This is a genomic window from Peteryoungia wuzhouensis (assembly GCF_003205195.1).
Taxonomy (GTDB): domain Bacteria; phylum Pseudomonadota; class Alphaproteobacteria; order Rhizobiales; family Rhizobiaceae; genus Allorhizobium; species Allorhizobium wuzhouense.
In genome coordinates, this window is sequence record NZ_QJRY01000013.1 from 1 (window position 1) to 25,687 (window position 25,687).

Annotated in this window: 22 protein-coding genes; 14 read left to right on the forward strand and 8 right to left on the reverse strand. The window is 60.4% G+C overall.

Annotated elements, in window-relative coordinates; genetic code table 11:
* Window positions 1-41 precede the first annotated feature (41 nt).
* From DMY87_RS23090 to DMY87_RS23115, 6 genes are all read left to right on the forward strand, one after another.
* Window positions 42-308, forward strand: a complete 267-nt coding sequence (locus DMY87_RS23090) for an Ig-like domain-containing protein (protein WP_425353525.1) — start codon at window positions 42-44, stop codon at window positions 306-308.
* Window positions 301-3,135 carry a type I secretion C-terminal target domain-containing protein gene (locus tag DMY87_RS24570; RefSeq protein ID WP_133253057.1) on the forward strand — a complete coding sequence of 945 codons (2,835 nt, stop codon included), beginning with the start codon at window positions 301-303 and terminating at the stop codon, window positions 3,133-3,135. The genes DMY87_RS23090 and DMY87_RS24570 overlap by 8 nt, the downstream gene beginning before the upstream one ends.
* Before the next feature lie 546 nt (window positions 3,136-3,681).
* Window positions 3,682-5,034 carry a TolC family outer membrane protein gene (locus tag DMY87_RS23100; protein WP_110793998.1) on the forward strand — a complete coding sequence of 451 codons (1,353 nt, stop codon included), beginning with the start codon at window positions 3,682-3,684 and terminating at the stop codon, window positions 5,032-5,034.
* A 21-nt stretch (window positions 5,035-5,055) separates the two neighbouring features.
* Window positions 5,056-7,212 (forward strand): type I secretion system permease/ATPase, encoded by a 2,157-nt coding sequence (locus tag DMY87_RS23105; RefSeq protein ID WP_110793999.1) that lies wholly within the window; start codon window positions 5,056-5,058, stop codon window positions 7,210-7,212.
* The gene (locus DMY87_RS23110; RefSeq protein WP_110794000.1) at window positions 7,209-8,501 is read left to right on the forward strand and encodes an HlyD family type I secretion periplasmic adaptor subunit; all 1,293 of its coding nucleotides are present in this window, start codon (window positions 7,209-7,211) and stop codon (window positions 8,499-8,501) included. Before DMY87_RS23105 ends, DMY87_RS23110 begins: the two co-directional genes overlap by 4 nt.
* Before the next feature lie 3 nt (window positions 8,502-8,504).
* Window positions 8,505-9,161: a ribbon-helix-helix domain-containing protein gene (locus DMY87_RS23115; protein ID WP_110794001.1), complete on the forward strand. Its 657-nt coding sequence runs from the start codon at window positions 8,505-8,507 to the stop codon at window positions 9,159-9,161.
* A 48-nt stretch (window positions 9,162-9,209) separates the two neighbouring features.
* On the opposite strand, the gene DMY87_RS23120 is transcribed toward DMY87_RS23115, so the two are convergent.
* Complete coding sequence (locus tag DMY87_RS23120) at window positions 9,210-10,169, reverse strand: transglutaminase-like cysteine peptidase (protein WP_110794002.1); 960 nt, start codon at window positions 10,167-10,169, stop codon at window positions 9,210-9,212.
* Between the two features lie 300 nt (window positions 10,170-10,469).
* Here DMY87_RS23120 and DMY87_RS23125 point away from each other — a divergent pair, with 300 nt between their 5' ends.
* From DMY87_RS23125 to DMY87_RS23135, 3 genes are all read left to right on the forward strand, one after another.
* The gene (locus tag DMY87_RS23125; protein WP_110794003.1) at window positions 10,470-11,648 is read left to right on the forward strand and encodes a type 1 periplasmic-binding domain-containing protein; all 1,179 of its coding nucleotides are present in this window, start codon (window positions 10,470-10,472) and stop codon (window positions 11,646-11,648) included.
* A 131-nt stretch (window positions 11,649-11,779) separates the two neighbouring features.
* The gene (locus DMY87_RS23130; RefSeq protein WP_110794004.1) at window positions 11,780-12,316 is read left to right on the forward strand and encodes a cytochrome b; all 537 of its coding nucleotides are present in this window, start codon (window positions 11,780-11,782) and stop codon (window positions 12,314-12,316) included.
* Between the two features lie 17 nt (window positions 12,317-12,333).
* A complete protein-coding gene (locus DMY87_RS23135; protein ID WP_110794005.1) occupies window positions 12,334-13,146 on the forward strand; it encodes a RibD family protein in 813 nt (270 codons plus the stop codon).
* On the opposite strand, the gene DMY87_RS23140 is transcribed toward DMY87_RS23135, so the two are convergent.
* Genes DMY87_RS23140 through DMY87_RS23155 form a run of 4 tightly spaced genes read right to left on the reverse strand, consistent with a single transcriptional unit; the run spans window position 13,099 to window position 16,371 of the window.
* Entirely contained in the window at window positions 13,099-13,899 is an 801-nt protein-coding gene (locus DMY87_RS23140) for a methyltransferase domain-containing protein (RefSeq protein WP_110794006.1), read from the reverse strand. The genes DMY87_RS23135 and DMY87_RS23140 overlap by 48 nt on opposite strands.
* Complete coding sequence (locus tag DMY87_RS23145; protein ID WP_110794007.1) at window positions 13,896-14,939, reverse strand: glycosyltransferase family 4 protein; 1,044 nt, start codon at window positions 14,937-14,939, stop codon at window positions 13,896-13,898. The genes DMY87_RS23140 and DMY87_RS23145 overlap by 4 nt, the downstream gene beginning before the upstream one ends.
* Window positions 14,936-15,334, reverse strand: a complete 399-nt coding sequence (locus DMY87_RS23150; RefSeq protein ID WP_110794008.1) for a 6-pyruvoyl trahydropterin synthase family protein — start codon at window positions 15,332-15,334, stop codon at window positions 14,936-14,938. Before DMY87_RS23150 ends, DMY87_RS23145 begins: the two co-directional genes overlap by 4 nt.
* A gap of 14 nt (window positions 15,335-15,348) precedes the next feature.
* Complete coding sequence (locus DMY87_RS23155; protein ID WP_342588670.1) at window positions 15,349-16,371, reverse strand: zinc-dependent alcohol dehydrogenase; 1,023 nt, start codon at window positions 16,369-16,371, stop codon at window positions 15,349-15,351.
* A gap of 141 nt (window positions 16,372-16,512) precedes the next feature.
* Here DMY87_RS23155 and ribA point away from each other — a divergent pair, with 141 nt between their 5' ends.
* On the forward strand, window positions 16,513-17,619 hold the full coding sequence (gene ribA / locus DMY87_RS23160) for a GTP cyclohydrolase II RibA (protein ID WP_110794009.1): 1,107 nt from the start codon (window positions 16,513-16,515) through the stop codon (window positions 17,617-17,619).
* A 33-nt stretch (window positions 17,620-17,652) separates the two neighbouring features.
* A complete protein-coding gene (locus DMY87_RS23165) occupies window positions 17,653-18,444 on the forward strand; it encodes a CDP-alcohol phosphatidyltransferase family protein (protein WP_110794010.1) in 792 nt (263 codons plus the stop codon).
* Window positions 18,445-18,452: 8 nt separating this feature from the next.
* Here DMY87_RS23165 and DMY87_RS23170 read toward each other — a convergent pair whose 3' ends face one another.
* The gene (locus tag DMY87_RS23170; protein ID WP_110794011.1) at window positions 18,453-19,400 is read right to left on the reverse strand and encodes a lysylphosphatidylglycerol synthase transmembrane domain-containing protein; all 948 of its coding nucleotides are present in this window, start codon (window positions 19,398-19,400) and stop codon (window positions 18,453-18,455) included.
* Window positions 19,401-19,453: 53 nt separating this feature from the next.
* Here DMY87_RS23170 and DMY87_RS23175 point away from each other — a divergent pair, with 53 nt between their 5' ends.
* A complete protein-coding gene (locus DMY87_RS23175) occupies window positions 19,454-21,103 on the forward strand; it encodes a sulfatase-like hydrolase/transferase (RefSeq protein WP_245409026.1) in 1,650 nt (549 codons plus the stop codon).
* On the opposite strand, the gene DMY87_RS23180 is transcribed toward DMY87_RS23175, so the two are convergent.
* Window positions 21,090-22,052 carry a helix-turn-helix domain-containing protein gene (locus DMY87_RS23180; protein ID WP_110794044.1) on the reverse strand — a complete coding sequence of 321 codons (963 nt, stop codon included), beginning with the start codon at window positions 22,050-22,052 and terminating at the stop codon, window positions 21,090-21,092. The genes DMY87_RS23175 and DMY87_RS23180 overlap by 14 nt on opposite strands.
* Before the next feature lie 102 nt (window positions 22,053-22,154).
* Between DMY87_RS23180 and pobA the strand changes: the two genes are divergently transcribed.
* Both pobA and DMY87_RS23190 read left to right on the forward strand, forming a co-directional pair.
* Window positions 22,155-23,327 carry a 4-hydroxybenzoate 3-monooxygenase gene (gene pobA / locus DMY87_RS23185; RefSeq protein WP_110794012.1) on the forward strand — a complete coding sequence of 391 codons (1,173 nt, stop codon included), beginning with the start codon at window positions 22,155-22,157 and terminating at the stop codon, window positions 23,325-23,327.
* A gap of 212 nt (window positions 23,328-23,539) precedes the next feature.
* Window positions 23,540-24,985 (forward strand): aldehyde dehydrogenase, encoded by a 1,446-nt coding sequence (locus DMY87_RS23190; protein WP_110794045.1) that lies wholly within the window; start codon window positions 23,540-23,542, stop codon window positions 24,983-24,985.
* Window positions 24,986-25,077: 92 nt separating this feature from the next.
* On the opposite strand, the gene DMY87_RS23195 is transcribed toward DMY87_RS23190, so the two are convergent.
* Window positions 25,078-25,578: a MarR family winged helix-turn-helix transcriptional regulator gene (locus DMY87_RS23195; RefSeq protein WP_110794013.1), complete on the reverse strand. Its 501-nt coding sequence runs from the start codon at window positions 25,576-25,578 to the stop codon at window positions 25,078-25,080.
* Window positions 25,579-25,687: the final 109 nt, after the last annotated feature.

The window sequence follows — 25,687 nt, forward strand, 5'->3', positions numbered from 1 at the left end:
TGCTCAACGATATGGATGTGGATGGTGACGCAATCAATGCGATGCTCGAAACCAACCCCGCCCACGGCACCTTGTCGTTCACCGGGGCCGGCACGTTCCTTTATACGCCGGACGCCAACTACAACGGGCCCGACAGCTTCACGTACAAGGTATACGACGCGAACGGCGAGTTCTCCAATACCGCTACGGTGACGATCAACGTTACGGCTGTGAATGATGCGCCGACCATCTCCGGGTTGGATGATGCTTCCATCCAGGAAAACCAGCTCGGTGCTCTGATTGACACCTTCCAGGTTGNGGTTGGATGATGCTTCCATCCAGGAAAACCAGCTCGGTGCTCTGATTGACACCTTCCAGGTTGGCGATGTCGATACGGCTAACGATTTGACATTCCGCGTTCTGCAGTCGGATGGCGTGACCGTAGACAACAGGTTTGAGATTGTGGCGGTTCCGGCCTCGGAGCAAGGCAAGCCTGGAACGTATGAGCTGCGTCTGAAGAGCGGTCAGAGCCTCGATTATGAAGATAGCAGTTCGGTTTCGCTGAAGGTCGAAGTCAATGACGGTGCAACGAGCCATAACATTGCGACGCAGTCTGTGACGATTACGGTCGGCAATGTTGTTGAGAACAACAACCCCGTTGCCAGTGGAGATACAATCTACGTCTCGGATAATACTGACGTGGTAATCCCCTGGAGCATGTTGATCGGCAATGACAGTGATCTCGACAGCGACACGCTTTCGATCACGTCGGTCTCCAAGCTCACCGGGATCGACGGGCAGCAGATTAATGTCACCATCGACTCGGTAAACAAAACCGTCTCATTCTCGGTGCCGAACTTGTCTGGTGATTATACCTGGGGTGGCTATGTCTACGGTGATGACACAAGTGGCAACACATTCAGCTACACCGCCAGCGATGGCAAGGGTGGAATCTCGACTGCTGCGGTCTCCGTGAAGGTCATAGATACCGATAACTTCGACGGTAGAACTTTCCAGATAGTTGGGAACTACCAGGGTTCTTACCTTGATGGACATGGCGGCGGAGATAACTTGACCGGTGGCGGCGCTGCCGACTACCTGATGGGCGAAAACGACAACGACACCCTGCGTGGTGGAAATGGCGATGACGTTCTTTCCGGAAACAATAGTGACGATAATCTGTACGGCGATGCTGGCGCGGACTCTCTCTATGGCGGCAACGGACAGGATGATCTTTACGGCGACCAGGCAGATCTCGTTCTCGACGGTGGAACCGGAACCGACACGCTCCATGTGGCAGGTGGCTTCGTCAGCCGCACAAACGGCCAGATTGTCGATGTTGAAAACGTCGAAATGACCTCGTCTGGTATCTTGGATTTGTCAAACCAGACCGAGGGCTTCGATATCGAAGGCTCATCTGATGGCGATGCCATCACGGGCGGTTCGGGCAACGATGTGATCGACGGCAATGGCGGGGGCGATGTGCTTCACGGCGGTGCCGGAAACGATGAGATCTATGGCGACGACGGCGTGGACATGCTGCATGGAGATGGGGGCGCAGACCAGCTCTACGGAGGCAACAACAACGACAACCTGTATGGGGACGCGTCCGACACCAAGCTGGACGGCGGCGCCGGGCAGGATAGCCTCTACGTCGCAGGTGGTTTCACCAGCAGCTCGAATAACCAGATCGTTGACGTTGAGAATGTCTTGATGTCCTCCGGAGGAGTTCTGAACCTGTCGAATCAGTCAGAAGACCTCTTCATGTCCGGCTCTGCGGCGGCGGATACGATGACCGGTGGTAGCGGCGACGATAGCCTTGCAGGCAACGATGGCGACGACGTTTTGATTGGCGGGGCTGGAAACGATACGCTGGAAGGTGGAGGCGGCAGGAACATCTTCCGCTGGGGTTCTGAAGCCGCACAGCCAGCCAATGCTGACCGGATTACGGACTATGAATTTAGCTCGACCGCTAGCTTGAGCGATAAGATCGACCTTACCTCTCTAATACCGTCCCTGCCCCCGGGCGCGAACGTGAATAACTATGTTCGAATTTCGAATGTAGGCTCAGATATATTGCTCGAAGTCGATGCAAATGGACTATCTGGAGGTTCCAAATGGGCTGCGGTATACACATTGGTTGGAGAAAACACTTCTGGAGATAACAGTGTCCGAGTTTCGCTTGCGGGACAGAGCTTTGTCTTCAAGATTGCCGATAACAATGTTCGCACTACCACCAGCTCTGCCGACCCCATCGTCCTCGACCTCGACCATAACGGCTTCGCCTTCTCCTCCATCGACCACGGTGTCACCTTCGACATCAATGCCGATGGTCACAAGGACCAGATCGCCTGGACCAGCGACGATGGCATTCTTGCCTATGACGTCAACGGCGACGGCAAGATCGACAACGGTTCGGAGATTTTCACGCCTGCTTTCAACGGGGGTACCTTTGCCAGCGGCGTGGCGGCACTCGCTTCGCTGGATGGCAATCACGACGGCAAGATCGATGGTAGCGACGATGCCTTCTCCAAGCTGAAGGTCTGGATCGATGCCAACAACAACGGCATCAGCGACGATGGCGAGCTTTCGAGCCTGAGCGACCATCACGTGGCCAGCATCTCGCTCACCACGGATACGACCGGCGGTGCGGAAGACGGCCAGGCGATCCTCGGCGAAGGTTCGTTCACCTTCGATGACGGTTCGACCGGCAACTTCGTCGAAGTCGGCTTCGACACGATCTTCGGCTCGGATGCGTCCGACACCTTGACCGTTGTTGGTACCGACGGTGACGATGTCCTGCATGGCGGCATGGGTCAGGTCTTCCTGACCGGCGGTGAAGGTGCCGATACCTTCGTCTTCGACGAGACTGCGCTCAGCGATCTCGACGTGGCGGACGTGATCACCGACTTCTCGTCGGAACAGGGTGACCAGCTGGATGTCTCGGCCCTGCTGGACAGCCTGCTCGGTGAGCAGGCAACGGCGGAGACCGCAGCGGCGAACATCAAGGCGACTGTCGCCGACGGCAATACCACCGTCAGTGTCCAGGTTGCAGAGAACAGCTGGAAGGACGTCGCGGTTCTTGAGAACCACACAACGGCCATCAAGGTTCTCTTCGACGATCAGCACTCGGTCACTGTCACACATCACGACTGAGGTCTGTCCGGACAGCTCAGTCAGAAAAAGGGGCGCCCGTCGGGTGCCCCTTTTATGTATGTTCCATGATCATTCGCTTCGATCTACTTTGCTGATTCTGCGATGAGACTCCGTTTTTGCACAGCAATCCACAGCCACTTCTTGGGCGATCGGTCAAACCCCTGTGGCTGAAGGGAGACATGCCCGATATTTCTCTACATTTGCAGGGGTAATCTGGCCCATGGATGTGAACTGTCCAAAATGAAACCGCGGAAAATTTTTCGAAGTCTTGTTTCTCACAGCGCTACAATTCGTTGAAGTTGACCCCTGTAGAGGACAAAAATTTAATCTTGCGTCCAAAAAGCAGTCAGATCACGTCAAGAGATCAAAATTGGGTGCATCTTCTCAACCGGCGGATTGGACTTCACAGCGAGAGAGGCACCGGTATATAAGAAGTGCTAATTGAGTTTGGGCAGGGGCACTAAATTGTTTACCAAAAATAGATTGTTCGCGGCCTTGTACACGTCTGCGGCACTGGCAATTGTGTCCTGGACACCTGCAAGCGCAATGTCGCTGCAGGAGGCGATCCAGAAGGCGCTGACGACAAATCCGCAGATTTCGCAAGCGGTGAAGAACCGTGAAGCCGTAGAATTCGAGCTGCGCCAGGCGCGCGGCTTGTATCTGCCGTCGATCGATCTCGAGGCCGGCGTGGGAAAGCGCCGACTCTCCAACGCCAGCACCGGCACGCTGACGAAGGATTATGAAACCTTCAATTCCTCGGATGTCGGGCTGACGATCACGCAACGCCTGCTTGACGGCGGCGCACGGCGTGCCCAGGTCGATGCCCAGGCATCGCGTGTCGATGGCGCCTCCTTCCGGGTGCTCGAACGTTCGGAGACTGTCGCGCTTCAGGTGGCGCAGGACTATCTTGAATACATCCTGCAGACCAAGATCGTCGGTATCGCCAAGCAGAATGTCGATTTCCACCAGGGTATTCTGGGTGACATCAATCAGGGCATTGCCGGCGGCGCTTTGACGGATGTCGACAGCCTCCAGGGTCGCGAGCGCCTTGAAGCGGCCAGGGCCCGTCTGCGAGAGGCTCAGGAAGAATTGGAAGCGACCAAGATCCGCTTCCTTCAGACGGTCGGCGAGCCGATTGTCAACGCCAAGATGCCGGGCTCGCTCGGCAAGGCCCTGCCGCGCTCGCTGCAGGACGCCATCGAGCTGGCCAAGACCAACAATCCGCGCATCTACTCGGCTCGCGCTGATATCGATGCGGCTGATGCCGCTGTTCGCGGTGCGCGCTCCAACTATGCGCCGACCGTCGATCTCGAAGGTCGTGCCACGGTCGGCAATGACATCAGCGGCAGCCAGGGCAACACCAACGACCTGGAAGTTCGTCTGGTCGCGCGCTGGAACCTTTATCGCGGCGGCATCGACCAGGCGCGCGAGCAGGAGCAGATCCGCCGCGCCAGCGAACAGCGCTATGCGTCCGACCAGGTTCATCGCGAAATCGAAGAGTCGGTTCGGTCGGCCTGGAACGAACGCGGTAGCCGTGGTGAGCTGTCGCAGATCCTCGGATCGCAGTCGTCGCAGAACGCCAAGCTCGTTTCATCCTATGGCGAACAGTTCAAGATCGGTCAGCGCTCGCTGCTTGACGTGCTGGATGCTCAGAATACGCGCTTCAACACCAGCATCGTCGCGGAAACTGCCCGCTTCGCGGCGCTCTTCGCCGAATACAAGATCCTGGCCGCGACCGGCTCTCTGCTGAAGGTCATGGGTGGCAAGCCCGTGGCTCAGACGGAAGCTTACGCGCGCAACGAATTTTCCGTGAAGACGGCGGCTGATGGTGCCTATGTCGAGCGGGATCCGCGGCAAAAGGCGGGTGTGCCGATGGACCTCCTGGCGCCGCTCCAGTAACCGTCCATCCGATTGGATGAAATGTTAAATAGCTTCAGCGAACCGGCGGGCACTCGTGCCCGCCACAGTTTTCGTGCTTCATTCAAGGCTGTGGCTGGATATTATGGCCGGCCCAGTTCCGATACCGTTTTGTTTTCCGGTCTGCCGGACGAAATCGTCGAGTCTCTCGAGCTCGATGATGTTGAGCATGTTGCTGAACGTATAGGCCTTCAGGTCATGCGAGTCGCCGAGCGCGCCGTGCGTGAGGGCGATTTCGACTGTCCGGCGATCGTTGTGCTCAAGGATGGCGGCACCCTTCCGCTTCTGGAAATCAGTGAAGCGGGCGAGTACACGCTTGATGTTGCGGGCGGTCCGTTGGCGACCCGGCTCAGCCGCGAGGAGCTTCTGGCGTTGCAGCCCGAATTCGCCTTCGGCTTCACGCTTTTCTATCGCAATGACGGCGAAGAAGCGCTGATCGGCTCAGCCGATGAAATCGAGAAACGCCACTGGCTCGTTCGGGCGCTCACGCCCTATTGGCGAACCTATGTGCGCGTGGTGATCGCCGCCCTGTTCATCAACCTGATTGCGCTCGGCTCGCCGCTCTTCACCATGAACGTCTACGACCGGGTGCTGCCGAACAAGGCAATCCCCACCCTTTGGGTGCTGGCGGTCGGCATCCTGCTTGCTTATCTCTTCGACTATCTTCTGAAAACGGCACGTGCGGCCTTGATCGATCACGCAGGTCGCAGCGCCGATTTGCGGCTGTCGCAGATGATATTCGACAAGGTGTTGAATACCACTCTCGCGTCGCGGCCGCTCTCGACCGGCGAATACGCCAATCGTGTGATGCAATACGAGTTCGTGCGTGAGTTCTTCACCTCGAATACGATCGGTCTGGTGATCGATACTGCTTTCGTCTTCATCTTCCTGATCGTGATCTATCTGATCTCGGGTTGGCTCGCGATCATTCCGGCTGTTGCCCTCCTGCTGTCGGTCGCCATCGGCCTGCGCGCCCAGGCCCAAATCGGCCATCGCATGGCTGCGGCATCCAATGAAGCCTCGAAGCGCCAGTCTTTGCTTGTCGAGACGATTTCAACCATCGAGACACTGAAGAGCTTGCGCGCCGAAGCGACCATGCTGCGCCGCTGGCAGGAGCTGATGAAGCATTCGAGCCGCACCAACGAAGACATCAAGCATGTCTCGACCAATGCGATCAATTTGACAGCACTCATTCAGCAGATCGTCGGCGTCCTGATCGTCATTGCCGGCACCTACGAATTTTCCGAGGGTCGGCTTGCGATGGGTGCCATCGTCGCAACCGTCATGCTGGCCAGCCGGGCAGGTGCGCCGCTTGGTCAGATTGCCATGACGCTCGCGCGCTTCCGCCAGGCAACCCTGTCCTTGCGCATTCTCGATCAGGTGATGGATCAGCCGGAGGACCGGCCGTCTTCCGTCGGTTTTGTCAATCGCGAGATCAAGGAAGGCGGCTTCTCGTTCCAGAACGTCTCGTTCAATTATCCGGGCTCCGACCATCCCGTCATCAATCAGTTCAATCTCACGGTTCAGCCGGGAGAGCGCGTCGGCATCATCGGCCGCATTGGTTCGGGCAAGACGACGCTTGGTCGCCTGCTCGACGGCTTGTTCGTGCCGACCGATGGTCGCATCCTGATCGACGGCGTCGACATCCGCCAGTATCACATGTCTGAGGTTCGATCGGCTGTCGCCGTGGCCGGCCAGTCGTCGGATCTCTTTTCCGGTACGGTCAAGGAGAACCTGCTGATCGGTCGGGCGGACGCCACGGACGAGGAACTTCTGCACGTGGCCCGAATGACCGGTGTCGAGGAATTCGTTTCCCGCCATCCGCGCGGCTTCGACATGCCGGTCGGTGAGCGCGGAACCAATCTGTCCAGCGGACAGAAGCAGGCGATGACGATTGCCCGGCTCCTGCTCACCAAGCCGAAGATCGTCTTTCTGGACGAGCCCTCGGGTGCGATGGATCTGGCCAGCGAGCGCCATCTGATCAATCGGCTGTCGAGTGCCTTTGATCGCAACACGACACTTCTCATTGCCACCCATCGCTTCACCATGCTCGATCTCGTCGATCGCCTGATCGTGCTCGACAAGGGTCGAGTGGTGGCTGACGGACCGAAGAAGACGGTCATCGAGGCGATGCAGAAAAAAGCGGTGGTGAAGCCATGAGCCGTGCGGTCGTTGATACGCCCCCGTTTTTTGCCCGCACGATCGTTTCCCTGGTCGCGCTTTTGATCGTGGTTTTTCTCGCCTGGGCAGCCTTTGCCGAAATCGATGAATTGGCGCGTGGCGAAGGCAAGGTCATCCCGGTGTCGAAGACACAGATCGTGCAGTCTTCGGAAGCCGGCATCGTCCAGACCATTGCCGTGCAGTTGGGGCAGGTGGTGCGCAAGGGCGAATTGATCGTCCAGCTGAACAACACGACAACGGAATCCTCGCTTGGCGAAGCGAATGCGAAAGCGCGGGCGCTCGGGGCCAAGGTAGCGCGACTGGCGCTTGAAGAAGCCGGAAAGTATGACGTCGATTTCGTCTGCCCCGAAGATGTGAAGGCGGTGGCGAGCAAGGTCTGCGACAATGAGGAAAGCCTGTTTGCCGCCAATAAGGCGAGCTACCTCAACAAGCTCGGCGTGCTGCAGGAGCGTGTGCGCCAGCGCGAAAACGAGTTGAGCGAGGCGCAGGCCAACATCGTGCGCCTGCAGCAGAATATTGAGGCGGCAACCCGGCAATATGACCTGATGAGCCCGCTGGCGAAAAAAGGACTGGTCGCGCAGACGCAGTTGCTGACGGTCGAACGCGAACTGACCGACCAGCGCGGACAGGTCGATGTCTATACCGAAAGCCTGGAGCGACTGCGTGGTGCGGTTGAGGAAGCCAAGCTGCAGGTCGATGAACTCGCCCTTCAGCTGCGTCAGCAGGCGCTCACCGAGAAGGCGCAGACGCTCGCCGAGCTGTCGGTTATCGACGAGACCATTCGCGGAGCCTCAGACCGTGTCGACCGCACGGATATCCGCTCTCCGGTAGACGGCATCGTCAATACGCTCGAAGTCAACACCATCGGCGCCTATGTCGATCCCGGGACCGTGATTGCGGGCATCGTGCCGACGGCCGATGTCCTGCTGATCGAGGCGAAAATTTCGCCCCGTGATGTCGCCTTCATCCGGCGCGGGCAGAAGGCGATCGTCAAGGTCACCGCCTATGACTTCTCGATTTTTGGTGGGCTCGAAGGCGAGGTGACCAATATTTCCGCCGACAGTATCGTGGAAAAGGAAAAGGGCGAGACTTTCTATCTTGTCCAGGTCAAAACCGACCAGTCAGAGCTGAAACGCAATGGCAAGTCCTATCCGATCATTCCTGGCATGGTGGCGTCGGTCGAGATCATGACCGGACGCAAGACCATTCTCAGCTATCTGATGAAGCCGATCAACAAGGCGCAATCCGTCGCCCTGACCGAGCGGTGAGGCATGTTGGCGCCGGATCGGACACCGCCTCAGGCTGAGAGGGTCGATCTTCCCGGCCAGACGCTGTTTCAGATCGGTGACGGGGATAGCGAGCCGAAGTTCCGTGCAATCATCGGCCGGGGTGGTGTCCGTCGCGGCATCCGTCTGGAACAGGTCTACTGGGAAGGCCTCTCCTGGCTTTTGACCGGATCGCGCCAGTCGATGGGGGATGTGGTCGAGCAGGCGGCCCAGCATGTCGGCGACAACGGCAATCTCGCTTCCATGCTGCGTGTTATTGCTTTTCGGTGGATGTGGCGCCGGCTGGCTGCGGCAGAAGCCTCATACTCGATCGAAAGCCTTGGCGTCCTGCTTCACGCCTGCCCGTCACCGGCGATCGTGCTCACCCGGGAAAAAAAGATCCAGCTCTTCAACGAGCCCTTCGTGACGATGCTGAAACAGAGGCTGTCCCTTGGCAATGTGGCGCAGATGTCGTCAGGCTTTCGCTTCGTGCTCGACACCAATGTCGAAGACGCGATCGACAACCTGGTTGCAACGCGCAAGATGATGACGACAGGCTTCATCGCCAGCTGCGCCGGCAAACAGTTGACGGGGCAGATCAACCTGGCGCTGGCCCCCGTGCATTCAAAGCAGATGCTGATGGGTTACATCGTTCGCCATTGATGGCCGAGACTGGACGTCGGCCATCGTTCGCATGGTTGCCGATGCCTGTCAGAGTTCGCCGCCTTCACCGGGGGCAATGCCGTCGAAACTTGTCATCGCCAGCGCCTTGCCCTTGGTTTTTGTACCATGCAGGAAACCACGCCCGTTGGAGATCGAAAACAGCGGCATGTAGTCAGGAAGCTGTGCGTCGGTCAGCACCTGTTCGCGCATATTGTCCAGGATGTAGTGGCGACCCTGCACCTCGACCGAGAGGATCGCGTGGTAGAAATGCCGTTTGGTGTCATAGAGGATGACCACGGTCATGTCGGTCAGTGCAATGCCCTGGCTTGCAAGGACGGCCATTTTCAGCAGCGCATAATCTTCGCAGTCGCCGACGCCCAGCTTCAGGGTTTCTGATGGTGTGGCCCAGCGATCGAGCTTGCCGTGCACATCGATGTCCTTGCGGTACTGGATGCGCCGGTTGATATCGCTGTTGACGAAGTTGAGCTTGTCGCGGATCGAGGACATGCCATTCCCGGCAGCCGTCTTCTGAACCATCGCCTTGACCTGCACACAGTTCTCTCCGCCGCAGGTGAGGACGGTGCCTTTGGCAATTTCAGCGAAGGTCGGAGCGGCCTTCTTTAGGGCGCCCAGCTTCTTGAAGGGAATGGCGACGGATCCGAAGACGTCTTCGGCCATCTGCCGTGGCTTGACGAGCGGCTCCTTGCTGCGCGGCATGGTGACGGCACTGGTCGTCAGGCTGCGGTCGACGAGCGAGGCGACTGCCGTGCCCGTCCAGCTGTTGTTGGTCCACACCGCTGAGACCGCCTTCCAGCCTGCGGAGATGCCCTGTACAAGCAGCCCTCCCATGGGAACCGGCATAGGGCTCATGCCCTGAAGCATGGTGGTGCTGTTGGTGGGGAAGGATGGCACCTCGATCGACAGCGGTGTTGCCTGCACACTTGCCGACATCATCGTTGCGAGAACGAACGTCGAGACTGCGAGAATTTTCTTGTTCTTGTTGATCATCGCTTTTCTCCGATATTGCTCGAAGAATACGTTGATCAGCTCAATTATTCGTTCCGATACTTAGATTATATACTGTAAAGTCCCGAGGCTATATTATCATAAAATCTTCTGGTTCCAGTCAGCGTTCCGTTAACTATGCCACGTCGCACCGCGAATGCCGGCTTTTGCACCAGGATCCGGGTGAGGGGGCCGTTTACCGATCCAGATATGTGCCCAGATATGGGACAGCTCGGCTCTTGCTTTGCGGCCGTCCTATGCTTACGGTTTCCCAGGGTTTGGGAGCAAAAAGTCATCAAGAGCATGAGTGTATTGGCAACACCGGGGCGCATGTGGGCTCGTGCTGGGGCAGTGACGCTCGTCAGCCTCTTCCTTGGCGGGTGTCAGACAGATGACCTCGTGCCGAAGGACGTTGCGAAGGACGGGGGTGCCCAGGGCCAAGTCGCGTCCGATACCGGACTGTACAACCAGACGCTCGGCGCCGGCGCGACGCTTGTCGGTTATATCGGCGTGAGACGGATGGACCAGGCGAGCCGACAGGCTGACAACGAGACGCGCGACGGTGCAGCGCTCGCGGTGAATTCGCTCGGCAGTGACGTGATCAAGCTCACAATGGTTGAGACGACGGAAAAGCCCGATGCCATCGAGGCTGCCGCAAAGTCACTCGGTCTCAATGGTGCCGCCCTGATCATCACCACCGCGCGTGGCGCTGAACTGGATATCATTCAAAAGGGCCTTGCGGGCCGCCCAGTGCCGATCGTTACCCTTCAGACCAATGAAGCAACGCTGCCACCGTCCGTTTATGCCTTCGTCTCAAGCCCCGTCGACAGCCTGATCGAGGCGTCATCCTTTGCGATGGCGGAGGGGGGGCGTCATGCCGTCATCCTCGCCGCATCTCCGGCCGAGAAGATCCAGGCCGAGCGCGTGGCGGCGCAGATCAAGGCTTTCGGAGGCAAGGTCGAGCCAGTCATCGAACTTGCCGGCAGCGCTATCCCGCCGAAATCGCTTGCCTCCTGGAGCAAGGCTGACATCGTCGTGCTCATGCCGGGCATCAAGTCTCCCGGTGATGTCTTGAAGAAAATCGATGCAACCAAACCGCCGGCGCCAGGACGCCGTCTGGTGGCAAGCACAACGCTCATGCCGGCGGATCTCGCCGAACCCAAGCTGACAGCCACCATCGTCTGTCGCTACGATCAGAATATCCAGGCGCGTATTGGTACGCGCTACATGCAGAGCTATGGCATGCCGGCCTCAGCCAATGCCGGTTATGGCTTCGACGCCACGGCCATGGCCATCGGGCTGGTCAGTCGCTGGGGCAATACCGCTTTTGCGCCCGAGCGCATGATGGCGCTGGAAGGTTTCTCGGGATCGCTCGGCGTTTTTCGCCTTGAAGAGGGCGGCAAGGTTCGCCGAAATTGCGATATCTTCAAGGTGTCGAAAGGCTCGTATGTGTTCTTCCAGCGTGCCCCGGCCACTCTCTGATCACCTGAGTTTGAGCTGAGACAAGTCTTCGCGCTCAGGCGTTAGATTGCGGAAAAGTTTGTCTCATCCTATTTATTGGACAAGACCAATAAATGGCAGCCGCCGAAAGGCTAGCCGCTCAAGGGAACGCGATGGAAAACTCAAAAAATAGCGATGCCGTCGTGCGCCATCGGCCGGCTCTCCGGCTCCTGCATTGGCTGGTCGCCGCGCTGGTTCTGGTGACCTGGCCCCTCGGCCTGATGATCGGTTTCGTCAAGGATGATGTGAAGCTCGATTTCTATCTCGTGCATGAGAGTATCGGCTTCCTTGTCCTCTGGATCATGCTCCTGCGCATCGGCGTCAGGCTGACTGGCTCGGCGCCTCCCAGCGAAGGGTCTGCGATCGAACGTATGACTGCCGGCAGCGTTCACGGGCTTCTCTATCTTTTCCTCGTCCTCATGCCCGTCACGGGATTTCTGGCCACCAATGCGCACGGCTTTCCGTTGCAGTGGTTCGGCCTGTTCACGGTCTGGAGCCCGATTGGCAAGTCACCGGATATCGCCTGGACACTCTCAGCCATTCACGAAACAAGCGCCTGGATCCTTTTGACCCTGTTTGCGTTGCATCTGGGTGCCGCGCTCTTCCACCATATCCTGCGTCGCGACGGCACGCTGTATCGTATTCTGTGAACGCCGGGACGACCCTCATGCGCAAGATCGACATGACCGACCATCTCTGGGCAAGGCTTCTGGCCATGCGGGGCGGTCGGACGAGCGTGACGGCCGGTGAGGAGAATGATCCGGCCCTGGCCCTCTACGGGCCGATCGCTTCGACACGGGGCGGTTTCGTGCTGGCCCAGGTCGGGCAATCGATCGACGGCCGCGTGGCGACACCTGCCGGCGACGCTCGTGACATCTCTGGACCCGATGGCATTGCCCATCTGCATCGTTGCCGTGCTCTGGTCGAGGCCGTGATCGTCGGTGTCGGAACGGTCAAGGCCGACAATCCGCGCCTGTCAGTGCGGGCCGTGAAAGGACCGAACCCCGTGCGTGTGGTGGTCGACTGTCGCGCGGAACTCACCGGGGAAGAGACGCTTTTCCACGATGGTGGTGCACCCGTGATCCTGATCCAGGCGCATGACGCGCCGAGGCCGACCTATGCGGCCGATGTCATACGCGTGCGGCGGACCGAACAGGGCCTCGATCCGCAGGCGATGCTGGATGCGCTTGGGGAGCGCGGACTGTGCCGCATTCTCGTTGAAGGAGGTGCGCGCACCATCTCCCGTTTCATTGATGCCGGCCTGGTCGACCGGTTGCATGTGGCGATTGCGCCGCTGATCATCGGTTCCGGCCCGGCCGGAATAAGCCTGCCGCCGATTGCCGAACTCTCCAGCGCTCACCGACCGACTGCCAAGGTCTACAGCCTCGGCAGCGACATCCTTTTCGATTGTGAATTGCGTCCGCAGATCTCGTCAGCGAGTGCGTATGGCCAGAAGGTCCGAGTGGCCGATCACGCATGAGCTGTTCTGCGCGGTAACGGCCGCCAGGCGAAAGGCAAGCCAACTTTTGAGATCGGACGCATCGATCACGCCGATCTCGCTCACCGGCTTCTCTATGCCGCGTAGCAACTCGACCTGTAGCGCTTGCTGCTCAGGGCCGAGATGCCAGGGACTTTCACCGGTCATCACCCTGTAACCCAGGGGTTCCAGGGAGTGGCGCAGATGGCCGGTCGCATCGGGTCCCAGCGCCGGACCGAAGCCCTTGTCCAGCCGTTGGTGGCGGTTGAAGCTTTCGACGACCGCTCCATCGAGTGGATGGGGGACGCTCCATTGCATGACACCATCGTAATTCAGCGCCGCATAGAGCCCGGCCGCTTGCTCCGCAAGCCGGTTGACAAAGCGGCTGCAGAAATCGGCCGAACAGAGATCGAAGAGCGCTGAGGCCGTCACCACCGATACCCCGTCGAGTGGCAGGGCGGCGAGATCGTTGAGATCGTGCTGGCGCATCGTGACCATGTCCGAGGTGCCGATCCGTCTGGCCGCCTCCTGGAGAAGCTGCGGATCATAGTCGAGCAGTTGCCACCGGGTGTTTGCCGGCAGAAGAGAAGAGAGGGCGCGATAGGTCGAGCCCGTGCCGCAGCCAATGTCGAGCAGCGACGGGGTTCCCGTCTCCGCCACCAGATGACGGCGGAGGGCATCCATCAGAGGTTTTGCTCTTGCCTGACGGTCGGCGGGCTCACGAAGTGCCAGCCAGTCTTTGTCGAATCCGCTCATGTCAGTTCCTGCAAACGGCGTGATAGGATGGCAGCTGTGTCATTCCACGTTGGCAGGCGTCCACCAGCCGCAGCTGATCCCCGGGCTTTGGCCTCGCGGGTCGTGGCCTCGGTCAGCATCTGGCGCAGTGCTCCTGCAAAGGCTTCCACGTCGTCGACGGGAACAAGGACGCCCGCATTTTCGGGAACGACCTCCGGGACGGCGCCCGTTGCGCAGGCGACGATTGGCAGGCCATGCGACAGGGCTTCCGCAAAGACCATGCCGTAACCCTCATACCGGCTGGCGAGTGCGAAGATATCGGCGCGCATCATCTCCGCGCGGCTGTCTTCGACTTCTCCGACCAGTTTTATCCGTTCCGCAAGGTCGAGCGAAGCAATGAGCGCGTCGAGCGCCGAGGCTGTTGCGGTGTCGAGTGTGCGACTGCCAACAATTCTGGCCGTCCAGGGAAGCGTTTCCACCTGCTTCAAGGCCCTGATCAGGACATCGTGGCCCTTGCGGCGTGTCAGCGTACCCACCGAAATGATAACCGGCGGTTCGTTCTTGCGGGGTGAGAGGCCGGACGGCTCGGTTCCGGGTAGCGCAACGGTCCGTGCGGTCGGCGAAACCGCATAATTCTCAACAAGCTCCCGGCCCGTCATCGGCGACGTCACGAAAACATGTCGCGCGAAGGACAGGGCCTTCCGTTCGCTTGCAGCCACCCGGAGACGCTCATCGCGTGATATCCCTGTCTCCAATGCCAGCGGATGATGAACCAACGCGGCGATCCGAAGCCGCGTTGCATGATAGCTGGCCCAGCCGTCGAGCACCCCGTAGGCAAGGCCGTCCACAAGCACCAATGTGTTATCCGGAAGGGCGGAGAGGCGGGCTTCCGCCGTATCCAGCACCGTTTGAGAGGGTGCCGGAAATCCGTCGCCCAGTGGCAGGAGCGTCACACTCCACCCGAGGGTTTGCAGGCCGGCGACAACCCGGCGGTCATAACCATAGCCGCCGGTGTTGATCCCGAGATCGCCGGGATAGGCGAAGGTAAGGCTAAGGCTCAAAGATCCGCCTCATACCAGCCGCGCGCGGCATGTGACTCGTGCAGGGTCACCTTCAGGCGGCAGATGCGTCCGCTTCCCGGACCGAGACGCTTGGCGGCGACTGCTTCCGAGAGTTCGTCGAAGATGTGTTTGGCAATCACCTCGGTCGTGCTCACCTTGCCCTTGAAAACGGCAAGTTCGTCGAGGTTCTGGTAGTTGAGCGGCTTCAGCACCTCTGCCAGCACCGTGGTCGCGGCTCCGATGTCGACTGCGAGCCCATCTTCATCGACGTCCTTGGTGAAGAAGGCAGCATCCACGACAAAGGTGGCGCCATGCATGCCCTGGGCTGGCCCGAAAACCGGGCGCGGCAGGCTGTGGGCGATCATGATATGGTCTCGAACTTCAACAGCAAACATAAGCTCTCTTTTCTTCAGTAGCGGATGCGATGGCAGAGTGTGTCGGGTCTCGACAGGATACGCGCATAGGCGGCGGATAGTTCAGAAAAAGGTGTCTCGCCAGAGATCAGGGCATCGAGCCGGACATCAAGCAGCAGGTCGAGGGCTTTGGCGAGGCGGCGGGAATAAGTCCAGCGTGCCCGATGAGAGGCAGGCAAGTGGCCGACCTGCGAGCTGACGAGCGACAGCCGACGCGCGTGGAAAGCGCCGCCGAGCGGAAGTGTGACCGATCGATCTCCGTACCAGCTCGCCTCGACGATCCGTGCTTCCAGTCCGGCAAGACCGATGGCGGCCTCCAGCACCTGTTCCGACGCCGTCGCATTGACGATCACATCGAACTCGCCGGCAAGGTCACCGGGTGAGGAGAAGGTCAGTCCGAGCGCGGCGGCGAGGGCGGCCCTTCTGGGCTCGCGATCGATGAGAACTGTCTCGGTACCCGCGATCCTTGATGACAGATAGGCGATCAACGCTCCGACGACGCCTGCCCCGAACACGGCAACCCGATCACCGGGTTGGATCTGGGCATCCCAGACCACGTTCAACGCCGTCTCCATATTGGCGGCTAGAATGGCACGTCGGGCCGGCAGCGAGACCGGCAGGATAGTGACGCGCTCGGCGGGCACGACAAAAAAGTCCTGGTGAGGATGGAGACAGAAAACCTCCCGCTCCATCAACTCTGACGGACCGGCCTCGATCACGCCAACAGCAGAATATCCGTATTTGACGGGGAAGGGGAAATGCCCTTCCATGCCCGGCCCCCGCATGCGCTCGAACTCGCTCTGTGGAACGCGGCCCTCGAAGACGAGGGATTCCGTGCCTCGGCTGATACCGCTGTAAAGCGTGCGCACCAGAACCTCTCCGGGGCGAATGGCAGGCACGGTTTCATGGCGCAGATCACACCGGCCGGCGGCCTCGATCCAAAGTGCCTGTCCCGTCCGGTGTGCCGATACGCTCTGTTCATCACCTTGGCTCTTCACATGATCCTCCATGATGCCCATTTATGCTCCGCGGCTCAGGAACGTATGGCCTAAATGCGCATTTGGTTCCTTGAGGACAACAGAATTTAATTTATGGCGGGACCGCAATCCGCCGACGGAGGTTCGGCGTATTGGAACCACTGTCTCAGGGAGAGTAACACCATGTCGAAGTCCAGCCAGGCCGTCTTCCAGTTCTCCACGCCGGAAATTGAGGTCGAGAGGGCCGTGTCCGAACTTCGTTACGGCCGTCCCGTGCTGCTGAATGCAGGAGCGCGACGGCTGGCGACTTTTGCGCTGGATTGCGTTGCCCCCTCTGTTTACGACCAGTTCGCTGCAGCGACCGAAGACCGCCATGCTCTTCTGCTTACAGCGCCACGCGCTTCGCGATTGGGTCTGGTAACCGATGGTGACATCCTCGCCCCTCTGTCCGGCATCACCTTCGACCAGGCATCGCGTCTTGCTTATTCGCTCGGTGCAGATGCGCCCCGCTCCTGGCAGCAGGCCGATCAGCTGGCCTCCCAGTCCGCAGAACTCGCCCGCCTGGCACTTCTGCTGCCGGCGATGGTGGTCGCCGACGTCTCCGACATGGCCGATCGCTTTGCCGGTTGCTGCGAACTCTCGGCAAGCCGCCTGAAGGGGGCTGATGTCGCCCGCCAGCGTTTCGACCAGGTTGTGCGCACCCGCGTCCCGTTGAAGGATCTGGGCGATGCCGATTTCGTTGTATTCCGTGGTGGCCTTGCCCAGAAGGATCAGGTTGCCATCGTCGTCGGAAAGCCCGATGTGTCGAAGACAGTCCCGATCCGTATTCATTCGTCCTGCATCACTGGCGACCTATGCGGTTCGCTGAAATGCGATTGCGGCGACCAGTTGCGCAACGGGCTGGCTCTCCTGAAGAGCGCTGGTGGCGGCGTCCTGCTTTATCTCGATCAGGAAGGTCGCGGCACAGGCATCGGTGCGAAGATGCGTGCCTATGGCTATCAGCATCTCGGCCTCGACACCATCGATGCGGATGCTGAGCTCGGTCTGCGCGAGGATCACCGACGTTATGAAGCGGCCGTCGCCATGCTGCAGCATCTGAAGATCGACCGGGTGGCGGTCTACACCAACAATCCGACGAAGATCGAAGGCCTGCGTCTGGGTGGCATCCAAGTCGAGGCACGCGCTGCGGTGAACGGTCGCGTTACCGCCGAAAACGAGAATTACCTGCGCACAAAGACACTGAGGGCAGGCCATATGATGGATCTCGCCAGCCTCGTCGCAGCCGAGTAGACTGCGGCGTACAATAGGGGCTGGAGCATTAGAATGGCAAGCGAGCCGGGCAGGCTGGGCGAGGGGCGGCAGCATGGGGCCGAAAGGCTGTCTGTGGCACCGGCGCTGCTGCGCGATGCGTTGATCATTCTGTCTGGCTTGCTGGCTGGAACGTCCGTTGTGGCAGTGGCGCTGAGCGCATTGCGGCCGGAGCTGGGCTGGGACTTCATTGCCTGGCCCGTCCTGTGTGCGGCGGTGATCTTCGCTCTGGTTCTCGGTGGCCTTTCCGGTCACCCCTTTGATCGCTTTGGCCATGCCAATCTGGTGACGGCATTCCGCGCCAGCCTCGTCAGCCTGCTTGGCGCTTGCATCTTCTGTTTCGACGACCTGGCTGCCGACCGGACTGCCTTGCTCGCTCTGGTGGGGGTCGTCCTCTTTGCGCTGACCCTTGACGGATTCGACGGCTATCTCGCCCGCCGCCAGGGCCAGGAATCGGACTTCGGCGCGCGCTTCGACATGGAGGTCGATGCCTTGCTGATCCTCATTCTCTCCGCCGCTGCCGCGCTGCTCGAAAAGGCCGGGCTCTGGGTGGTGATGATCGGTCTGATGCGGTATGCCTTCGTGCTCGCCGCACGATATGAGCCCAGGCTGAACGGTCGGCTGCCGCCGTCCTTTCGCCGGAAACTGGTCTGTGTTCTGCAGATCGTGGCATTGTGCCTGCTTCTCGTGCCATTCGTCGTGCCGCCGGTCTCGACGATCGTGGCGCTCTCGGCGCTCCTGCTTCTCAGCTATTCCTTCGCCGTTGACATCCACTATCTGCTTCGTCCGCAGGTCCTCACACCGTGAAGCAGCAGTCACTCCGCGCGACGCTGCGGCCGCAATGCTTCCGCCACCAGGATCAACAGACCTGGAGCTGCTCCCAGAAACGACAGGGCACCATAGAGCAGGCTGGCCGCCAGCCCGTCGGCCGCCGAGAAGCCGAAGAGCGGCCAAAGCGCCATGGCCGCTGCTTCACGCGTGCCCCAGCCGCCGAGCCCGACGGGAATAAGCATCGACAACAGGCACAGCGGGATGATCGTCAGGGCCGCCTGCCACGGCAGGCTTGCGCCGATCGCGAAGGAAGACAGCAGGAAGACGGCGACATAGGCCGCGACCACCACCAGGCTCACGCCCGATTGCACCAGCCAGGCATGACGGCGCAGGAAAACTTCGGCGGCGTCGTTGGACAGGTTCTGCAGCGTGGTCCGGGCCGATCCCCTAGACAGCCACCAGACGCCGAAAATCAGCAGCAGACCAGCCGAACCTATCGCGATCACCAACCATTGCATTCGCAAGGGAGATTGGCTGGCGATCAGCAAGGGCCAGAGCGGCAGGCCGAGGGCGAGGATCAGGAAGAATATCGCCTGACCCGACAGGCGCTCATAGAGGATTGCCTTGGCCGGCAGCTTCCACCCACCCTCTCCGGCGAAGCGCATGCGCCAGGCCCGGATGGCATCCCCGCCCATGCCGCCGGGCAGGCTCTGATTGAGCAGGCTCGCCACGTAATATTCGCGAATGGCGCGCCCTGTGCTGATGACCTGCCCGAGCCTCGCTGCGGTAAAGCGCCAGCGCAGGGCCGACAGGATGATCTGGAGTTGGACGAGGCACAGAGCCGCAATCACGGGGGCTGGCGATATCCGCGCGAAGGCTTGGCCGAGGGCGCCAAGATCGGTGCGCCAGAGCAAAACGACGAGAAGCCCGATCACGAGAAGCGGGGGCAGACATCTGGCAAGAGGCGACACAGGGCAATCTTCTCCGGACATGGCAGCCGCCGTGCCGGGTGCCGGTCTCTGGCAGGTTCGGGCAGGTGGTGTGCATGAAACATAGGATAGCTGAAAACATTTACGAGATCCGTTCCACATCCGAGGCCCTTCCGCCCCGCTGGCGCGTCGTGGTCGGCACGCTTCTGTTCAGCCTGATCGCTTTCGGAGCCTTCACGATTCCCGATCACCCGGATGCGTTGGGCCTCTCACCCTTTCTGCGGTTGCCGCTTGAATGGCCGTTGGGCGCCCTGGTTCTGTTGATGACAAGTGGGCGCCTGCGTCGTGTGCTGGGATTGATGGCCGTCGTCGTCGTCTTTGTCATTCTTTTCCTCAAGATCGCCGATATCGGCACGCAGGCAGCCTTCCAGAGGCCGTTCAATCCCTATCTCGACATCAAGATGATCGGCGACGGCTGGAACCTGATGTCGGGCACGTTCGGCTCGCTGGTTGCGGTGCTTGTCGCTTCCATGGCGGTCGCCGGCCTCCTGCTGCTCATGGGGCTCTTTCTCCGGTCGATGCAGTGGATGGCGCGTGCGCGAGGGCTTTCCCGCGCCTTGCTGCTGATTGCCTTTGGTGCGCTTGCCATCATCGGATCGCTGCTGCTTGCACTGGGTCGACCGGGTGTAGAGCTTCATATGGCTGGTTATCTGTCCGGCCGGCTCTCGCTGGTGGTGCGTTCCATCGATGACATGCGGCTCTTCGAGGCCGAGCTTAAGCAAGGGACTGGCCCGCGCAGCGGCGAGCGCCTTTTCCAGGCCGTTGCCGGCAAGGACGTGGTTCTGATCTTCGTCGAGTCCTATGGTCGCAGCGCCGTCGACGATCCGCGTTATGCCGGCGTCACCCGACCGCGCCTGCAATCTGTCCAGGCGATGCTGGATGCCGCCGGCTTGCAGTCGGCAAGTGCGTGGGTAACGTCACCCACGGTCGGTGGGCTGAGCTGGCTCGCCCACGGCACGCTGCTCTCCGGCCTTTGGGTCGACAGCCAGGCGCGTTACGACCGGCTGATCAGGAGCGACCAGCCGAGCCTCAACCGGCTGTTTGCGCAAGCGGGCTGGAAGACAGCCGCCGTCATGCCGGCAATCACCATGGATTGGCCCGACGCGTCCTACTACGGTTACAGCCAGATCCTGCCAGCGGCCGGCCTCGGCTATCGCGGCAAGCCGTTCAACTGGATCACCATGCCCGACCAGTACACGCTGGCGGCCTTCGAACGTCTTGTTCGCGGGCCGGAGCGAGAGAGCGGCAAGTCTGTCATGGCGGAAATTGCCCTGATCTCGAGCCATGCCCCCTGGACGCCGGTCGCCCGCATGATTGATTGGGATGCTGTCGGTGACGGTTCTGCGTTCAACGAGCAGGCGACAAGTGGCGATCCTCCTTCCGTCGTCTGGTCAGATCCGGACCGGGTACGCCGCCAGTATATTGCCACGATCGACTATTCGCTGGAAACGCTGGGCAGCTACATGGCCCGTTTCGGCAAGGATACCATCTTCATCGTGCTCGGCGATCACCAGCCGGCGGCGATCGTCACAGGACCGAATGCGTCGCGTGCGGTCCCGCTGCACGTGGTGAGTGGCGATGCCGATTTGATCGCCCGATTCAATGCCGAAGGGTTTTCGGCAGGCATGCTGCCTGCGGCCAATGCACGCGAATGGCCGATGGACGCCATGCGCCAGGTGTTGATCGATCGCTTCAGCGAGCGGTGATGGGGTGCGATGCCGCGTTACCGCTCGGCGCGACCTCGCCTCTCGAACCCAGCCGACGTTGCTCCTGACGTTTCCAGTTTCGTGGCGTGACGCCGGTCTGGCGGGTGAAGAAGCGCGAGAAATAAGCGGGGTCTGCGAAGCCGAGCCGAAACGCGACCTCCTGTACGCTATCGGGTGTGAACAGCAATTCGCGCTGCGCCTCCTCCAGCAAGCGTCTGGCAATCAAGTCCTGGGTGCTGAGCCCTGTCTTTGCTTTCACCACACGGTTGAGATGGGTGGTCGAGATGCCGAGCGCGTTGGCATAGAAGGAGGCCGGGCGATGCTGGCGCACCTCGCGATGCAGAAGCGCCAGCAGAGCTTCGATGCGCCGGTCGTTGTCACCACCGATCTCCACTTCGTCCGCCTCCTGGGCTGCGATCCGGGCGGTCAGCACGAGCGCGGTTGCAAGTCCTGTTTCCATCAGGACGGACCGCCCGCTAAGGCGCGTGTTCCACTCGGCGGCCACCCTCTCCAGATTGGATCGGATGAGATCGCTTTCGGCGGTCTGCTCGGTGAGGCGGGTGACGCGGGGTTGAGACAGAAATGCGCCAATCGCGCCCGGATCCCCTGGCCTCACCGGAAGGCGGTTGGCGAGGATGGTGAAGACAAAGCCGTCGATATCCGGAGAGAAGCGGAAACCGTGACCGACGGATGGTGGCACCGTGAGCACGGAGACAGGTTCGAAGCGCACAATCTGGTCACCATAGACAGCATCACCGGAGCCGCGCGTGATCAGCAGAATCTGGAAGAAATATTCGTGGCGATGCAGCCCGATTTCCCAATGATGCAGACTGCTTCGCGACGGAATTGTTTCGCAGTGCAACCGAAATTGAGCGGATGCGGCATCATCCTCCCCATAGAGCTCATAGGTCGGGATGATGCTGGTTGGGCCACTGTTGCGCTTTGTCATGTTCGAATTGTGCAATAAAAGGATAGCTTCGTCCATTGTCTATGGGCCTTCCGACGGCGAAGACTTGCGCATTGCCAAGTGACGGCACGCCATCGAGGAACCATGCGCACCAAAGTCGCCATCATCGGATCAGGACCGTCGGGTCTGCTGCTCGGCCAGTTGCTCACCAATGCCGGCATCGACAATGTCATAGTCGACCGTGTGAGCCGTGAGCATATCCTGTCGCGCGTGCGCGCCGGTGTGCTGGAAGAGGGGGCAGTCGGCCTTCTCGACAAGGCGGGTGTTGGCGAGCGCATGCATCGCGAAGGCCTGCCGCATGACGGCTTTTCGCTGGCTTTCGACGGCCGCGACCACCGTATCGACCTCTTCGATCTGACGGGCGGAAAGCGCGTCATGGTTTATGGCCAGACGGAAGTGACGCTGGATCTGATCGAACGGCGTGAGCGTGACGGCGGCCTGACGATCTATGATGCGGCCCAGGTGACGCCTGGGGGATTTGACGGCGACCACCCTTACGTCACCTATGAAAAGGATGGGGTAAGCCACCGCATCGATTGCGATTTCATCGCCGGATGCGACGGGTTTCACGGGGCGAGCCGCAAGGCGGTCCCGGCGGACGCCATCAAGACATTCGAAAAGATCTACCCCTTCGGCTGGCTCGGGATCCTGGCGGAAGTGCCCCCGGTCAGTCACGAGCTGATCTACGCCAACCATCCGCGTGGCTTTGCTCTCTGCTCGATGCGCTCAAACACGCGCAGCCGCTATTACGTCCAGTGTTCGCTCGACGATACGGTGGACATGTGGTCAGACGACCGCTTCTGGGACGAGTTGCGTCGGCGCCTGCCGGTCCACCATGCAGACGCGCTGGTGACGGGTCCGAGCTTCGAAAAATCGATCGCGCCCCTGCGTTCTTTCGTCGCCGAACCGATGCGCTTCGGGCGCCTTTTTCTGGTCGGCGACGCTGCCCATATCGTCCCGCCGACGGGCGCCAAGGGCCTCAATCTCGCGGCGTCCGACGTATTTTATCTGCTCTCCGGCCTGCTCGAACACTACCAGGACAAGAGCGAAGCCGGCATCAATGCCTATTCCGAACGCGCGTTGAGGCGGGTCTGGAAGGCGGTTCGCTTCTCCTGGTCAATGACGACGCTTCTGCATCGCTTCCCCGACACTGGCGACTTCGGGCAGAAGATACAGGAGGCCGAACTCGACTATCTGACGCAGTCCCGCGCGGCTTCAACCGCCATGGCTGAGAACTATGTCGGTTTGCCGTATTGAAATCTTGCCCTCTTGCGAAATGATAATTGTTCGCTACACTTACTAATTGATCGGAATAGGCCGGCGGTCTGGGAGAGATAAATTCCAGGCCGATCGGCAACCGGACGCAGCGGGGCAGGGGAGATGCCTGGGCGACAGCGGCGAACGGAGACTTGTAACGGCAGCTCTTCATGGGCTGCCCAACCGCTCACGGAGGAGACATTCACATGAACATGCATATTTCATTGCTGATCAACGGTGCCGAAAAGGCTGCCCATGGCGGCAGGACCTTCAACCGGATCAATCCCTTCACGCAGGAAGTGGCCACGACGGCCTCGGCCGCGAGCCTTGAGGATGCGAATGCCGCCGTCGAGGCCGCCGCCGCAGCCTTCCCCGGTTGGTCGAAGACGGGTCCTGGCGAGCGTCGCAAGATCCTGTTAAAGGCTGCCGACATCATGGAATCCAAGACGGCAGAGTTCAGCGAACTGGTCGTCGCTGAAACGGGTGCGACGGGTCATTGGGGTGCCTTCAACGTCATGGTGGCCGCCAGCATGCTGCGCGAAGCCGCCTCGATGACGACCCAGATCTCCGGCGAGGTCATTCCGTCCAACAAGCCGGGTTCGCTGTCCATGGGCATGCGCCAGGCCGTCGGTGTCTGCCTTGGCATCGCGCCGTGGAATGCACCTGTCATCCTCGGCACCCGTGCAGTTGCCATGCCGCTCGCCTGCGGCAATACGGTGATCCTGAAGGCCTCCGAGCAGTGCCCGGGCACCCATCGCCTGATCGCCCAGTGCCTCGTCGAGGCTGGCCTGCCGACTGGCGCCATCGGCGTCATCACCAATGCGCCGGAAGATGCGGCCAAGATCGTCGAAGGTCTGATCACGCATCCCTCCGTCAAGCGGGTGAATTTCACCGGCTCGACCAAGGTCGGCAAGATCATCGGCGAACTCTGCGGTCGTCACCTGAAGCCGGCGATCCTGGAACTCGGCGGCAAGGCGCCGCTCGTGATCCTTGATGACGCTGACATCGACGCGGCCGTAAACGCCGCCGCCTTTGGCGCCTTCGCCAATATGGGCCAGATCTGCATGTCGACCGAGCGCATCATCGTCGACGCCAAGATCGCGGACGAATTCGTCGAGAAGCTGGCGGCCAAGGCTTCCAAACTGCCGGCCGGCGATCCGAAGGGCCATGTCGTCCTCGGCTCGCTGATCAGCCTGGAATCGGCCAAGAAGATGGACGACCTGATTGCCGATGCGGTTTCGAAGGGCGCGAAGCTTGTGGCTGGCGGCAAGCGCGAAGGAAGCGTCGTTGAAGCGACCCTGCTCGATGGCGTCACGTCCTCGATGCGCATGTATTCCGAAGAAAGCTTCGGTCCGGTGAAGCCGATTATCCGCGTCAATGGCGAGGAAGAAGCGATCCGCATCGCCAACGACACTGAATACGGCCTTTCGGGCGCCGTCTTCAGCCGCGACATCCGCCGCGCGCTGGCGGTTGCAGCCCGGATAGAATCCGGCATCTGCCACATCAACGGCCCGACCGTCTTCGACGAGCCGCAGATGCCGTTCGGCGGTGTGAAGGGTAGCGGCTATGGCCGCTTCGGTGGCAAGGCGGCGATTGCCGAATTCACCGAACTGCGCTGGATCACCATCGAAGATCCGAACCAGCACTACCCCTTCTAAATCTATGCCAATCAAGCGGCCGTCCCTCACGGGGCGGCCGTTTCAGTTTTGAGGTGACCACCGCAATACGGAGCCGTCACCTTCTGACGAAATCAGGTGTCCGATGACGCGTCGCTGTAGATGCGCTTCAAAGCTGCGATGAGATCCTGCAACTCCTTCGGCGAAAAGCGTCCGGTGAAGCGGGCCTCGTGCTGGTTCTGGATGTCGCGGGCCTTTGTCAGCATCGTCGCGCCTTCCCCTGTGAGGGTCAGTTCCTGACGGCGCCGATCCACTGAGGATGGTTGCCTCGCAACCAGATTGCGCCCCTCAAGCCGGTTGACCAGCGCCATCATCGTCGCCCTGTCCATGCTCAGCTGGTTGGCGATGTCGATTTGGCTGACTTTGGGATTGGCTGCCACCAGTTCGAGCACGGCGAACTGCTTCTGCGTCAGGCCGAGATCGCCCATTGCAGCGGTGTAATCCTGGTAGATCGCGACGTTGGCCATGCGCAGGTGAAAGCCGAGGATGTCATCAAGCCGACCGGTCCGCAGGGGGCTGCCCAATTCGAAACCCTCATCGTCGTTCGCCGGCCTCAGGTCCTTGTGCGTCGTCATTGTTTCTCTTCTGCTTGTGCGCCGATCACTGTAGCCATCATTCATGATCACTATCGCATGCAACAGTCAAATCCCTGTTGCCAAAAGACACAGTAGATAGTAAGTGTAG